Source organism: Streptococcus sp. S1 (assembly GCF_034137685.1).
GTDB lineage: Bacteria > Bacillota > Bacilli > Lactobacillales > Streptococcaceae > Streptococcus > Streptococcus dentalis.
This window is the reverse complement of record NZ_CP139418.1, coordinates 1,436,710-1,450,123: the sequence shown is the minus strand read 5'-3', so window position 1 is coordinate 1,450,123 and position 13,414 is coordinate 1,436,710. Positions and strand designations below refer to the sequence as shown.

Annotated in this window: 12 protein-coding genes; 7 read left to right on the top strand and 5 right to left on the bottom strand. The window is 41.3% G+C overall.

Annotation, left to right across the window (positions count from 1 at the left end; translation table 11 throughout):
• Positions 1-40: 40 nt before the first annotated feature.
• Positions 41-1,402, bottom strand: coding sequence for an MATE family efflux transporter (locus SM121_RS07045; RefSeq protein ID WP_320910720.1), 1,362 nt, complete (start codon positions 1,400-1,402; stop codon positions 41-43).
• Between the two features lie 96 nt (positions 1,403-1,498).
• On the opposite strand from SM121_RS07045, the gene SM121_RS07040 reads away from it, so the two are divergent.
• Positions 1,499-2,053, top strand: a complete 555-nt coding sequence (locus SM121_RS07040; RefSeq protein WP_031576258.1) for a GNAT family N-acetyltransferase — start codon at positions 1,499-1,501, stop codon at positions 2,051-2,053.
• Positions 2,054-2,238: 185 nt separating this feature from the next.
• Here SM121_RS07040 and SM121_RS07035 read toward each other — a convergent pair whose 3' ends face one another.
• Positions 2,239-3,267 carry a YdcF family protein gene (locus SM121_RS07035; RefSeq protein ID WP_155169192.1) on the bottom strand — a complete coding sequence of 343 codons (1,029 nt, stop codon included), beginning with the start codon at positions 3,265-3,267 and terminating at the stop codon, positions 2,239-2,241.
• A 134-nt stretch (positions 3,268-3,401) separates the two neighbouring features.
• On the opposite strand from SM121_RS07035, the gene brnQ reads away from it, so the two are divergent.
• From brnQ to SM121_RS07020, 3 genes are all read left to right on the top strand, one after another.
• Complete coding sequence (gene brnQ, locus SM121_RS07030) at positions 3,402-4,718, top strand: branched-chain amino acid transport system II carrier protein (protein WP_272106638.1); 1,317 nt, start codon at positions 3,402-3,404, stop codon at positions 4,716-4,718.
• Between the two features lie 154 nt (positions 4,719-4,872).
• The gene (gene ccdA2, locus SM121_RS07025) at positions 4,873-5,580 is read left to right on the top strand and encodes a thiol-disulfide oxidoreductase-associated membrane protein CcdA2 (RefSeq protein WP_049482972.1); all 708 of its coding nucleotides are present in this window, start codon (positions 4,873-4,875) and stop codon (positions 5,578-5,580) included.
• Between the two features lie 24 nt (positions 5,581-5,604).
• Positions 5,605-6,165: a TlpA family protein disulfide reductase gene (locus tag SM121_RS07020; protein ID WP_182322059.1), complete on the top strand. Its 561-nt coding sequence runs from the start codon at positions 5,605-5,607 to the stop codon at positions 6,163-6,165.
• Positions 6,166-6,202: 37 nt separating this feature from the next.
• Here SM121_RS07020 and SM121_RS07015 read toward each other — a convergent pair whose 3' ends face one another.
• From SM121_RS07015 to SM121_RS07005, 3 genes are read right to left on the bottom strand one after another with little or no spacing between them, the layout of a single operon-like run.
• A complete protein-coding gene (locus SM121_RS07015) occupies positions 6,203-7,447 on the bottom strand; it encodes an NAD(P)H-dependent oxidoreductase (RefSeq protein WP_049507732.1) in 1,245 nt (414 codons plus the stop codon).
• 18 nt (positions 7,448-7,465) lie between these two features.
• Entirely contained in the window at positions 7,466-8,071 is a 606-nt protein-coding gene (locus tag SM121_RS07010) for an NADPH-dependent FMN reductase (RefSeq protein WP_023918073.1), read from the bottom strand.
• Positions 8,072-8,096: 25 nt separating this feature from the next.
• The gene (locus SM121_RS07005; protein ID WP_311638413.1) at positions 8,097-9,020 is read right to left on the bottom strand and encodes an FAD:protein FMN transferase; all 924 of its coding nucleotides are present in this window, start codon (positions 9,018-9,020) and stop codon (positions 8,097-8,099) included.
• Positions 9,021-9,244: 224 nt separating this feature from the next.
• Between SM121_RS07005 and SM121_RS07000 the strand changes: the two genes are divergently transcribed.
• The 3 genes from SM121_RS07000 to efeO all read left to right on the top strand — a co-directional run bounded on the left by SM121_RS07000 (position 9,245) and on the right by efeO (position 13,414).
• Entirely contained in the window at positions 9,245-10,525 is a 1,281-nt protein-coding gene (locus tag SM121_RS07000; protein WP_320910719.1) for an FAD-dependent oxidoreductase, read from the top strand.
• Positions 10,526-10,886: 361 nt separating this feature from the next.
• Positions 10,887-12,431: a ClC family H(+)/Cl(-) exchange transporter gene (locus SM121_RS06995; protein ID WP_320910718.1), complete on the top strand. Its 1,545-nt coding sequence runs from the start codon at positions 10,887-10,889 to the stop codon at positions 12,429-12,431.
• Positions 12,432-12,541: 110 nt separating this feature from the next.
• Positions 12,542-13,414, top strand: coding sequence for an iron uptake system protein EfeO (gene efeO / locus SM121_RS06990; protein ID WP_320910717.1), 873 nt, complete (start codon positions 12,542-12,544; stop codon positions 13,412-13,414).

Here is a 13,414-nt window from a genome sequence, read left to right as displayed (position 1 = left end):
ACAAAAAGAACTTCTGTGCAAATGAGCAGAAGTTCTTTTGTTATGGAATCGTCGAGGTTGATGATGCAAGAAGCTGATGACTAGCTTTATGATAGGTAAACCATAGTTGAAGAGTCATAGGGACCCAAATCAAGGGCTCGCACAGAATGACTCCAATATAGCCTGTATGGGGAATAATCAAGAGAACAAAGAGAATTTTTCCTGTTAATTCGATAAAGCTCGAAATCAAAGGGGTCAATTTTCGGCCGATGCCTTGAAGAGAATTCCCTAGAATCAAGAGACATCCTAAGACCGGATAGAAGCAGGAGCTGATTTGCAGATAGAGACTGGCATTTGCGATCAAATTAGGATTGGTTGATCCAGAAATCAGGCTCGTTAAGAACGGACTGGTAAAGAAGAGGAGGATGGCAACAAAGACAGACCAAAGGAGGGAGAGCAGACAAGCCTGTTTGACGCCTTGTTGAATCCGTCGGAATTGCTTGGCACCAAAGTTTTGAGAGGTGAAAGTGGTCATACTAGAAGAAATAGCGGTCATTGGCAGGAGGGCAAAGGACATGATCCGACGAGCTGAGATTTGGGCACTAATGATGGTCATTCCAAGCATATTAATAGCTGATTGTAAGATGACGGTTCCGATAGAGACGATCGAAGACATGAGACCCATGGTCAGTCCTTGACTGATCAAGTCCTGATAGAGCTTTTGATTCCACACAAAATCGGTGCGACTGGGTAGAAGAAAAGGCACTTTTTTACGGATATAAAAGAAACAAAGAAGGGCGGAAAAACTTTGCGCAATAATGGTCGCGATTCCAGCGGATTGGACTCCTAGATGAAGTTGGGTAATAAAATAAAGATCGAGAAGAATATTGAGAATAGCGGCGATAATCAAGAAATAGAGAGCCGCTAGGCTATCGCCAACCGCTCGAAGAAGTCCGGCACAAAGATTATAGGCAAAGGTCACAGCCACACCATTAACAATGGTAGCGATATAGAGATAAGACTGAGACACAATTGCTGATGGGGTCCCTAAAAACTGGAGCAGTGGATAAAGTCCGACAGCGCCAATGAAGATCACGAAGAGACTGAGGATACAACCAATAATAGCAGTTGTGGCGACTGATTTTCGTAATTGGTCTTCGTTTTTGGCTCCATAATTTCTCGCGATAATGATGCTCATCCCATTGCCAACACCGACAGCAAATCCAACGATCAAATCAAATATGGCAGAGGTTGCTCCAACGGCAGCCAATGATTTTTGACCTAAAAAACGCCCTACAATCATAACATCCGAGGTATTGTAGAGTTGTTGAAAGATATTGGACAAAAGAATAGGAAAGGCAAAACTCAATAGAGCGGGTAAAATAGGACCATCTATGAGGTCCACACGTTGAATTCTTTTCATAGTGTCATTATACCAACTTCAGGAACCAGCGACAAGCGTCGATAGTTGAAGGCCCTTACATTTTTTGGTATAATCAGGGCAGAAAAGGAGGCTTTTATGAGCTTAACCAGTCAATTAATTACGGAAACGTTCCCAGATCTGGACAAGGTCGAGAGGCTGAATATCGAGGCATTCCCAGAAGAAGAGCGAGTCCCTTTGTCGGAATACCTACGTTATACGGACAATGACGATGCTAATTTTTTTGCTTTTTATAACGAAGAAGAATTTGTAGGATTTGCTTTTTCTATCTATAACCAGAAAGCTTTTTATGTTAGCTTCTTTGCCATTATGCCCCACCTACGTAGCCACGGTTATGGTCAAGAAATCATTGAAAAATTGGTAGAATTTTACCAAAGAACCATGATTCTTGAAGTGGAACGTTTGGATGAAGAATGTGACAATCTAGAGCAACGTCAGTCTCGGATGGATTTCTATAAGCGAAATGGATTTAAAACTGCCAATGCCTTTTTAGAATACGAAGGACTGAGCTTTGAAATTCTCTATCGGGGTGACCACTTTGACGAAGAGGCTTATCGCGATATTTTCCGTAAACTGCAGGAAGAAAATTATTTCGATTTCCGCATTAAATATAGACGCTTTAGTGACCACTAGACAAGAAGGAGGCTGGGACAAAAATCCTAGCCTCTCAATTATTTTTGGAATGTCGAGCAAGACGCAGTGGTTGAGTGGGCTCTACTACGCTGATTTCATCAGCTTTTACAGCCCTACTCAACTGTGCGGAGGTGGGACGACGAAATCGAATTCTAACGAATTACCGATTTCTGTCCCACTCTCTTTTAGTTTAGATATTTAATGAAGAACTCAATCAGTTTCATGATTTGTGTAAAGAACCAAGGCAGAAATAGAAAAGCTAGGAAGGTAACATGCCATTTCCAATAAAGTGAAACCAAGCCAACGGTTTCTCGAATCCAAGCGGATGGGAGATAGTAAAAGGCTGTTCTTGAACCGATACTTCGACCAGGTATTTTCAATCGTCTCATAAAGACACCTGCACGGAGCGCGTGAAAAGAATTGGTCACCACAAGGACTCTCTTGCCAAGCCCCTCTTCTTCAAGGATACGCTTGCTAAAGGTCAGGTTTTCAAAAGTAGTACGAGAGCGATTCTCGATGAGAATGGCGTCTTCTGGCACCCCATGTTCCATCAAGTATCTGGCCATAGCTTCCGCCTCAGCGATCAGCTCATCTGACCCTTGACCACCAGAAACAATCAACTTTGGTCGTTTCTTGAACTGCTCATAGACGGCCTTTCCCTTCTCAAGACGCTGGGCCAAGAGTGGGGGAATCTTGTCTCCGATCAAACCTGAGCCAAGGATGATGATGGCGTCTGGCTCTTTGCGAACTGGAAAGAGATTGCAAAAAGTCCCATAGGATACATAAGAGAGGTAGAGAAAAGTCATGTAAAACAGGGCGAAGTCAGTCAGATAAATGAGGATGTCATTCCCTGGGAAATAGGGTAGAAAATGTAGTGCCAAAGCTCCGATAATAAACAGTCCATAAAGCAGAGAGAGGAGGTTGGCCAGCCTTTTTCCTTCAAAAGCCATCATTTGACGTCCGTTAAAAAGGAGAAAGATAGATGAGAAAATAATGCTGAGAAAAACGAGGATGGAAATCACCACAAAGACAATCATTGCAATTTGTTGATTAAACCATAACTCAGTTCGAACGACTAGTAAAAATGCAGAAATCAGTAGAAAAAGCCCCAAGTTTATCGAAAAGAGATAAGCATTGAAAAGCCTTCTGCGATCACTCATAAAGAACAATAAAAAGATAAGAGCTGGAAATAACCAGAATAGATATAGATACATGTTTTGCCCCTCGTAAAATCTTACATCCATTGTACCATAATGACTGATAAAAATAGCGGATTGTTCATACAAATAAGTTGCATTCTTCAAATGAATTTGATAAAGTTAAGATTATCGTTTTTTAAGGAGATCGTATGTTACGAAAAGGTTCCCTGACAGGTTTATTACTGTTTGGTATTTTTTTTGGTGCTGGAAACCTGATTTTCCCGCCGACTCTTGGTGCTTTATCGGGTAATCAATTTTGGCCAGCTATTGCTGGGTTTGTCCTTTCAGGAGTGGGAATTGCCATTGTGACCTTGATTATCGGGACACTCAATCCCAAAGGTTATATTGATGAGATTTCTCGTAAGATTTCACCTGTTTTCGCAATTGTATACTTAGTTGCGCTGTATCTTTCGATTGGTCCTTTCTTTGCCATTCCAAGAACGGCGACGGTATCTTTCGAAGTGGGGACAGCCCCCTTATTAGGTGGAATGAATGCCAGTTTAGCACTTTTCATTTTTACCCTGGTCTACTTTTTGCTTGCCTTTCTGATTGCTTTGAATCCATCTAAGATTCTAGATCGAATCGGTCGTATTTTGACCCCGATCTTTGCGATTCTTATTTTGATCTTGGTCGTTCTGGGAGCTTTAAAATACAGTGGACATGTTCCAATGGTGGCCACAAAAGCCTATCAGGCTTCTGCCTTTGGGCAAGGATTTTTAGAGGGCTACAATACCTTGGATGCCTTGGCATCTGTTGCCTTTAGTGTGATCGCAGTGACGACCTTGAATCAACTTGGATTTTCAAGTAAGAAAGAATATATCAAGACTATTTGGTTGGTTGGAATTGTCGTAGCCCTTGGTTTTAGTGTGCTATATATCGGTTTAGGATTTCTGGGGAATCATTTTCCAATTCCGGCTTCTGTTATGGCATCTGATACCAATAAAGGGGTGTATGTATTATCAGAAGCAACCAAAGCGATCTTTGGTCCGACTGCTCAGATTTTCCTAGCAGGAATGGTGACGGTAACTTGCTTTACCACAACCGCTGGTTTAATCGTCTCTACCAGTGAATTCTTCCATAGCACCTTCCCTAAGGTCTCTTACAAGGTCTATGCAAGTGTCTTCACTTTGATTGGTTTTGCGATTGCCAACCTAGGCTTGAATGCCATTATTGCTTTCTCATTGCCAGTCTTGATGATTCTTTACCCGATCACCATTACCATTGTATTGATTGTGATAGTGAATAAATTTGTGGCTCTTTCAAAACCAGGAATGCAACTGACTATTTTCTTGGCCAGCTTGGTTTCTGTTGCAAGTGTTCTGGCAAGTACCTTTAAAATTTCACTAGTAGAAAAGGGGATTGCTTTGCTTCCATTTGCGGCTCAATCTCTTCCATGGTTAGTGCCAGTAGTCATCGGGATTCTTTTATCGCTCGTATTACCAAATAAACAAACGGCAGAAGAATAAGTTATATTAAAAACTCTAAAGGTTTGAGCTTTAGAGTTTTTCTTTTGAAACTAGTATCTAAATCCAAACTTTAGTAAAAAAACGTAGCAGAAATTTTTATTTTTTGTCAGTCAATGTTATACTGAATGTAGCATATCAATATACGGAGTGAACTATGAATCCAATCGTTTTTTCATTGACAGTTTTTCTTGCGGGTATTCTGTCTTTCTTTTCTCCCTGTGTCTTTCCTTTGCTTCCGGTTTATATTGGAATCTTACTAGGAAGTGATCAGGAAAAGGCTATCCAATTGTTCGGGAAAAAAATTCGCTGGCATGGCTTGCTGAAAACCCTTTGTTTTATTGCAGGTATTTCTGTTATTTTCCTCCTCATTGGTTTTGGAGCAGGCTTGCTTGGAAAGATCATGTACACCAATTGGTTCCGTTATCTGATGGGAGCCCTCATCATTATCCTTGGTCTTCATCAAATGGAAGTCTTTCATTTTCATTTCCTTGAAAAGCAAAAATCAGTAGATTTTGGAGCCAACAAACAGAAGAATGAATTGTTTTCAGCTTTTCTCCTTGGTCTTGGCTTTAGTTTTGGTTGGACGCCTTGTATTGGTCCAGTATTAGGATCAGTTCTTGCTTTAGCAGCATCAGATGGGCAAGATGCTCTTATGGGAGCTATTTATCTCCTTGTTTATACCTTGGGAATGGCCCTTCCGTTTTTACTGTTGGCCTTAGCATCTAGTCTGGTCCTACCTTACTTTAATCGTCTCAAACCCCATTTGTTATTGCTGAAGAAAATCGGCGGAGCTATCATTATTCTGATGGGAATTCTCTTACTTTTGGGACAATTGAACAGTTTGTCATCTATCTTTTCATAAAATAATCCGGAGGTATAACACATGATGAAAGGTATTAAATACGCTTGTTTCTCAGTTCTCTCTTTAGCTTTGCTGTCAGCTTGTTCCATGAATCAATCCAGTGAGAGTAGTATGGACAATCAGCCAACAATGAATACAACAACGAATAAGAATCCTTTGGTAGGAAAAGACGCCAGTGACTTTGAACTAAAGGATATGAAGGGGAATACGGTCAAACTTTCAGACTACAAAGGGAAGAAGGTTTATTTGAAATTTTGGGCAACTTGGTGTGGCCCTTGCCGGCAAAGTATGCCTGAATTAGAGAAATTGGTCAAGGATACGGATAGAGACTTTGAAATTTTGACCATTATGGCACCAGGACTCCAAGGTGAAAAAACAGAAGAAGAATTCGTCAAATGGTTTGATCAACAAGATTACAAGTCAGTACCGGTCTTGTACAATCCAGATGGTTCTGCATTTGCGGATTATCAGGTTCGCTCTATTCCTACAGAAGTTTTTATAGACAGTCATGGGAAAATTGGACATGTCCAATTAGGGGCTATTTCAAACGAAGATGCTAAGAAGATCATCAAGGAGTTACAATAAAAAAATGAAGCACGAAGCTTCATTTTTTTCTAGTTTCTTAGTTGCTTGCACCAGAAGTGGCATCGGCATCTCCGTGCCCTCCGTCACCATGTCCTCCAGCATCAGAAGCACCAGAAGTTGCATCTGCACTACCGTGTCCACCAGCAGGAGCAAATGGACCGCTTCCGCCAACTAGACGTTGACCTGTTGTTTGCAGGTACCAGTCCAACCATGGTTTGAAGTTGAAGACAATCTCATTGATACCAGCGTAAGAACCATCTTCATAGTACATAGCTTGGTAGTTGTGAGTGTTAATCACGCCTTCAGGAGATCCTGGAACAATGGTCCGAACATAGTCTTGGTTACCGTTACGAAGGGTACCAATCACCCATTCCACGTTTTTCATACGTGCTGGTGGTAGGGAGCCGTGAACGGTTGACATCCGGCTTCCTGATTGAGGTGGCACGCGTTTAGCAAACATGGTATCTGGATCTTGATGGGCATTGTTGTAGTAGAGGAATTGGTTGTTATCATCGGCATAAGTCAATTCAAATGGCATAGCCTTCAAGAACATATCAATTTGGTTAACGGTTAGGATACCGTGGTCGAGTTTGACATAGGTATCGCCAGAAACGGCACCGGTGATTTCAGCTACTTTTTCTACCCAGTCTGGATCGTCAGGATCGACTTCAGTAACAGTTGTAGCGATTGGATGATTACAATCCAAGTCTTCTGGTTCAATTGGTTTTGGTTTTTTCAATTTCGATACAACCTCAACGTATTTCATAAAATTATCCAAGCAAGTTTCAAGGAATTTGACGGTTCCCTCGTTGATGATATTGCCGTTTTCGTCAAAAGCTTCTTTCGCTTTTCCAAGAAGGAATTCATTTCCTGGAAGAGTGTAAGCATTGACACCTGGGGCATCAAGGATCTTACGGAGGTGAACTTGTGCACGTGAAGTCCCTTGATCATAGTAAGAAGCACCAACGATCATGACGGGTTTGTTTTCAAATGGATGCACCTCGAAAGATAGCCATTCAAGAACAGACTTGAGAGCAGCAGAGATCGTATGGTTGTGCTCTGGAGTGGCAATGATGACACCATCTGCACGAGTGATTTTGTTATATAAAAGACGTAATTGGAAACTTTCGTCCCATTTTTCATCTTGATTAAACATTGGAACTTCGTCGATTTCAAGAACTTCCAATTCAAATTTGATCTTAAATTGGCGGCGAATGAATTCCAAAAGTTTACGGTTATATGATTGATCGTAGTTCGATCCTACAAGTCCAACAAATTTCATTCTTTTCTGTCTCCTATCTTACAAGTTTTCCCAGTCAAATTCTTCAGCATCTTTGCGAAGTAATTCTTGGGCGTTGCGCAATTTGTCTGTGATTTTTACAAACACACGGAAATCATTGAAGACGGCATCTAATTTTTGAATGACATCTAAATCCACTAAGTCTCCATTTTGATCAAAGGCTTGCAATGAATGGGAGAGCAAGAATTCATCTGGCAAGACATTCGCTTTAATTTCAGGAGCATTTAGGATTTGGCGAAGTTGGAGTTGGGCGCGTGAAGATCCCAACGTACCGTATGATGCCCCAGTAATCATGACCGGTTTGTTCAACAATGGGAAGACTCCGTATGAGAGCCAAGCGAGTGCACTCATCAAGACTGCTGGAATAGAGTGGTCGTATTCTGGAGTTCCAATAATGACCCCATCAGCTTCTTCAATTTTTGCAACAATATCTAAGACAGCTTCAGGAACTTGTTTGTCGGCTGGTTTGTTAAAGACAGGGATATCTTTAATTTCGACCAATTCGATCTCAGCCTTATCAGCAAAATGTTTTTGCATGTATTGAAGCAGTTGACGGTTTGTAGAACGTTTGGAGTTAGTCCCCACAATCGCAATAAGTTTTATCATGGAAAATTCCTTTCTGATAGGAGAATTATAAATATGATTGGAGCCCACTTGTATAGGCAATCTTGCCTGATTGAGAAACCAATAAGGTGTCTATACCAGGAAGTGATTCAACAGTATTGAGGATAGAAGCAGGAGATTCCCCGAACAGGCGGGTAGTCCATATCTCCCCGTCTACGGATCGATCAGATATGATAGTGATACTGGCTAAGTCTGTCTCGACCGGATAGCCCGTCGCGCTATCAAAGATATGATGAAACGACTGGCCTTCAACTTCTAAATGACGCTCGTAGATGCCAGAGGTGACAACAGATTTATTCTTGACTGAGAGGACCAGTAAGTGATTTCCTCTTTTTTCGACAGGATTTTGAATGCCAATCCGCCAAGGCTGCTGTTTAACAGGGTGTTGACCAACGGTTAGGATATTTCCTCCAAGATCAATCAAGGCATCCTTGATTCCCTTACCTCTCAGATAGGTAGCAATTAGATCTGCGCTATAGCCTTTTGCTAAGGCTCCCAAGTCGATCTTCATTCCAGGACGCATAAGAAAGACCGTATGGTTTTCTGGGTCGAGCTGAATTCGGTGAGGATCGATCATGGTCAGAGCTTGATTAATTTCCCCTTGCTGGGGACGTCTAGCATCTGAAAATCCAATTCGCCAGGTCTGTACAAGAGGACCAATGGCGATGTTTAAATGGCTGTTCTGAGCTTGACTATGCAAGGTTCCTAATGCAATCAGTTCAAAAAGATCTGGATGTACTTGGACAGGAGCAATACCAGCTTGGTGATTGACCTCCATGAGTTCAGAACTTGCATCATTAGCACTGAAGCGATGTTCGTAGGAGCGAAGAAGTTCAAAGCAGCGGGCTAAGAGTTCATTCGCTTGTGGGTGACAGATCGAAACAGTGATGGTCGTTCCCATCAAATGTTCGGATCGACTACTTAGGTCCACTAAAAATCTATCCTTTCCTATTTTCACTTACCTACAGTATATCAAAAAGATATCGTTTTCACAATCCTTTCAAGCATATTGTTTGACATTTTTGGAAACATGTGAAGTGGGATTTTCTGGAAAATTGAAAAAAAGATCACAAAATCTGAGCAAAATAATTGTAACCGATATCATTTTTATGATATACTCAAGAAGTAAATTAAATTAAAGGTAGGATTTATTCTATGAGTAAAATCGTTGTTGTAGGGGCTAACCATGCCGGAACAGCTTGTATCAACACTATGTTAGATAATTTCGGAAATGAAAATGAAATTGTGGTTTTTGACCAAAACTCAAACATTTCATTCCTTGGATGTGGGATGGCGCTTTGGATCGGTGAGCAAATCGATGGTCCTGAAGGTCTTTTCTACTCTGACAAAGAAAAATTGGAAGCAAAAGGTGCAAAAGTCTACATGAACTCTCCTGTTCTTTCAATTGACTATGACAACAAAGTGGTGACTGCAGAAGTTGATGGAAAAGAACACAAAGAATCTTACGAAAAATTGATCTTTGCGACTGGATCAACACCAATCATTCCTCCAATTAAAGGAGTTGAAATCGTTCCTGGTAACCGCGAATTCAAAGCAACTCTTGAAAATCTTCAATTCGTTAAATTGTACCAAAACGCTGAAGAAGTGATCGAAAAATTGAAGGACAACAGCAAACACTTGAATCGTATCGCCGTAGTTGGTGGTGGTTACATTGGTGTTGAACTTGCGGAAGCTTTCGAACGTCTTGGTAAAGATGTTGTCTTGGTAGATATCGTGGACACTGTCTTGAATGGCTACTACGACAAAGACTTCACAGACATCATGGCGAAAAACTTGGAAGACCACAATATCCGTTTGGCGCTTGGACAAACGGTTCAAGCGGTTGAAGGAGATGGTAAGATCGAACTCTTCCGCAATGGTGCTTTCCTTGTTGATAAGAAACAAGAAACGTCACTTCCAGGTGTGTACGCAGTTGGTGACTGTGCGACTATCTTCGATAACGCTCGTAACGAAATGAGCTACATCGCTCTTGCGTCTAATGCGGTTCGTTCTGGTATTGTCGGTGCCTACAATGCGACTGGTCATGAATTAGAAGGAATCGGTGTTCAAGGTTCTAACGGTATCTCTATCTACGGCCTTCACATGGTTTCAACTGGTTTGACGCTTGAAAAAGCGAAAGCTGCAGGCTTCAATGCCACTGAAACTGGCTTCAACGACCTTCAAAAACCTGAATTTATCAAACACGATAACTACGAAGTTGGTATCAAGATCGTTTATGATAAAGACACACGTCAAATCCTTGGAGCTCAAATGGTATCCCGTGATAGCGCCATCTCAATGGCTATCCACATGTTCTCACTTGTGATTCAAGAACACGTGACGATTGATAAATTGGCTTTGACTGATTTGTTCTTCTTGCCACACTTCAACAAACCTTACAACTACATCACAATGGCAGCTTTAACTGCTGAATAATAGCTAAAGTTCTATTAAAAACTTTCCTTAGGTGAGTACGGACGTCAGCGAACTTCGTAGAAGTTCCATGACTAATTATTGAGCCTAAGGTCTCAATAATTCCGAGTGCCTGAAACTGTATTGTTTCAGGCACTTTTCTCACAGCGGAAAGTTTTGACTTTTCTTTATTCGTTCCATAATAAATAGAACATATTTATATTTCTTTGTAGAATTTCTTAACTTATTTTACTTGATAAAATGGTTTGTCTACATTCTAAACAAAACTAACAAGGGTGATTTTGTTTTTTTCTGTCTTTCCATGTATTCAGAGGCAGTGAAATAAGGTATAATGAATAGGATAAGAGTTTGAAGGAGTTAGGGAATGTCTGCTAAAGAAGAAGCCATTAAAAATGAATTTCAATTTGCCTCTAGTTCGATTGTGGCCCATATTGTCAGAGGTGTTCTGGTTGGGATTGTTGTGGGATGCATCGTCTCGAGTTTTCGTTTTTTGATCGAGCATTTGTTTCATTTTGTTCAAGGTGTCTACAAGGAGATGTCTGGTCAACCATTTTATTTGCTGGCGATGCTGTTGGGGTATGGGGTGATCGTACTGATTGCTGGTCGCCTCATTCGCACCAATCGGGATATCAAGGGATCAGGAATTCCGCAAGTCGAAGCAGAGCTCAAGGGCCTCTTGGCGGTGAGCTGGTGGGATACCCTGTGGAAGAAGTATATTCTAGGTGTCTTGGCCATCGGAAGTGGCTTGATGCTAGGTCGTGAAGGTCCTAGTATTCAATTAGGGGCAATGGGTGGCAAAGGAGTGGCCCATCATTTGAAGGTCAGCCCGGTTGAGGAGCGGTCTTTGATTGCAAGTGGGGCTGCAGCAGGCCTTGCCGCTGCCTTTAATGCACCTATAGCGGGGCTTTTATTTGTGGTTGAAGAGGTCTACCATCATTTTTCACGTTTCTTTTGGATTTCGACCTTGGCTGCTAGTTTGACGTCTAATTTTATTTCACTCAATGTCTTTGGTCAAACACCAGTGCTTCATATGCCACAAAATATTCCACCGCTCCATCTGTCTCAGTATTGGATTTATCTTTTTCTCGGTGTCTTTTTAGGGGCAGCAGGGTATGTCTATGAAATAGTGGTCCTCAATATCGGTCGCCTGTATCGTTTGCTAGAGAAGATTTTCCATGTTCCTTCACATTATTCTTCCTTATTTGCCTTTGTCTTGATTCTTCCAATCGGCTATTTTCTTCCTCAAATTCTTGGTGGTGGGAACCAATTGGTCTTGGATTTAGCTCGAGTACCGTATCCAGTGATGACCATCCTTCTCTATTTTTTGATCCGTTTCATTTGGAGTATGTTGAGCTATGGTAGTGGTTTACCGGGAGGTATCTTCCTGCCCATACTAGCATTAGGATCTCTCTTAGGAGCCATCGTTGGAACCTTCCTCCAAAACATTGGCTTTATCTCTCAAAACCAGCTGCCTCTTTTCATCATTTTAGGAATGAGTGGGTATTTTGGGGCTATTTCAAAAGCTCCTTTAACAGCGATGATCTTGGTAACAGAGATGGTCGGTGATATTCGCAGTTTAATGCCATTAGGCATGGTAACCTTGCTCGCTTATATGATCATGGATCTCTTCCATGGAGCACCAGTCTATGAAGCCATGCTCGAGCAATTGTTACCGGATAAGGCGCAAGAAGAAGGAGAGTTAACTTTAATTGAGATCCCTGTATCAGAAAAGATTGCAGGAAAGCAAGTTCATGAACTGCATCTCCCTCAAGATATCTTAATTACCACGCAAATGCGAAGCGGTAAGAGCTATACGGTCAATGGTGCGACCCGCTTGTATCTAGGTGATAGCATCTTTGTGGTGGTTAAAGAATCCGAAATCGGACGGGTCAAGGATATTCTTTTGTAAAAGACAGATTCTCAGAAAAGTTTTTCTATTATTAAATTTTCAGACAATTATTGAAAAATGAGAAAACTTCTGGTAGAATAAGGGCAAGAACAAATGAGGAGAAGTCTTTCATGAAAAAATATAGTCTACTCTTATTGAGTGTTGCCCTTTTAGCAGGGTGTGCAAATTCTACTAGCAAACAGTCCAGTCAGAAGACGCAAACCAGCTCAACAGTGCAGTTGTCAAAGGCTGACCAGAAGACCTTGGACAATGCGACGGCTGAATACAAAGACTTTGTCGAAATGCAAATCGACCAATTGCTCAAGGATACAGAAGGATTTCGAGATACGCTAAAAGCTGGGAATTTGGAAGAAGCTAAAAAGCAATACCCCTTGATCCGTATGGCTTATGAACGTTCCGAACCGATTGCTGAGACCTACGGAGAATCGGATGTCAAAATCGACTACCGCTTGGTGGATTATGTGGATGAAAATAAATCAGAAGATGGCTGGTCAGGTTTCCACCGGATTGAGCGTATCCTTTGGGAAAACAATACTACAGATGGAACAGACAAATACGCTGACCAACTGGTGAACGATATCAAGGAGTTGAAAGCTAAAATTGCTACAGTAGAAGTCACACCGGATATCATGTTGACCGGAGCTGTCGATCTACTCAATGAAGTGGCAACACAAAAGATTACGGGTGAAGAAGAAGTCTTCTCTCATACAGATCTTTACGACTTCCGTGCCAATATTGAAGGGGCTGAAAAGATCTTCTCTCTCTTTAAACCTTTGATTGAGAAAAAAGATGCCAAATTGGTTAAAACCTTGGAATCAGAATTCAAGAATGTTAATGCTTTATTGGACAAACATATGACAGATGATTCAAATTATAAGTCTTACACAGATTTATCCAAGGAAGATACCAAGGAATTGGCAGAAGCTGTGACCAAACTTGGTGAACCTTTGTCTCAAATGGGTGTGATTTTAGATGGGAAATAA

Bases quoted from the DNA above. Each gene is read 5' to 3' on its own strand.
- SM121_RS07045 (WP_320910720.1), bottom strand. From the start codon at position 1,402: ATGAAAAGAATTCAACGTGTGGACCTCATAGATGGTCCTATTTTACCC.
- SM121_RS07040 (WP_031576258.1), top strand. From the start codon at position 1,499: ATGAGCTTAACCAGTCAATTAATTACGGAAACGTTCCCAGATCTGGAC.
- SM121_RS07035 (WP_155169192.1), bottom strand. From the start codon at position 3,267: ATGTATCTATATCTATTCTGGTTATTTCCAGCTCTTATCTTTTTATTG.
- brnQ (WP_272106638.1), top strand. From the start codon at position 3,402: ATGTTACGAAAAGGTTCCCTGACAGGTTTATTACTGTTTGGTATTTTT.
- ccdA2 (WP_049482972.1), top strand. From the start codon at position 4,873: ATGAATCCAATCGTTTTTTCATTGACAGTTTTTCTTGCGGGTATTCTG.
- SM121_RS07020 (WP_182322059.1), top strand. From the start codon at position 5,605: ATGAAAGGTATTAAATACGCTTGTTTCTCAGTTCTCTCTTTAGCTTTG.
- SM121_RS07015 (WP_049507732.1), bottom strand. From the start codon at position 7,447: ATGAAATTTGTTGGACTTGTAGGATCGAACTACGATCAATCATATAAC.
- SM121_RS07010 (WP_023918073.1), bottom strand. From the start codon at position 8,071: ATGATAAAACTTATTGCGATTGTGGGGACTAACTCCAAACGTTCTACA.
- SM121_RS07000 (WP_320910719.1), top strand. From the start codon at position 9,245: ATGAGTAAAATCGTTGTTGTAGGGGCTAACCATGCCGGAACAGCTTGT.
- SM121_RS06995 (WP_320910718.1), top strand. From the start codon at position 10,887: ATGTCTGCTAAAGAAGAAGCCATTAAAAATGAATTTCAATTTGCCTCT.
- efeO (WP_320910717.1), top strand. From the start codon at position 12,542: ATGAAAAAATATAGTCTACTCTTATTGAGTGTTGCCCTTTTAGCAGGG.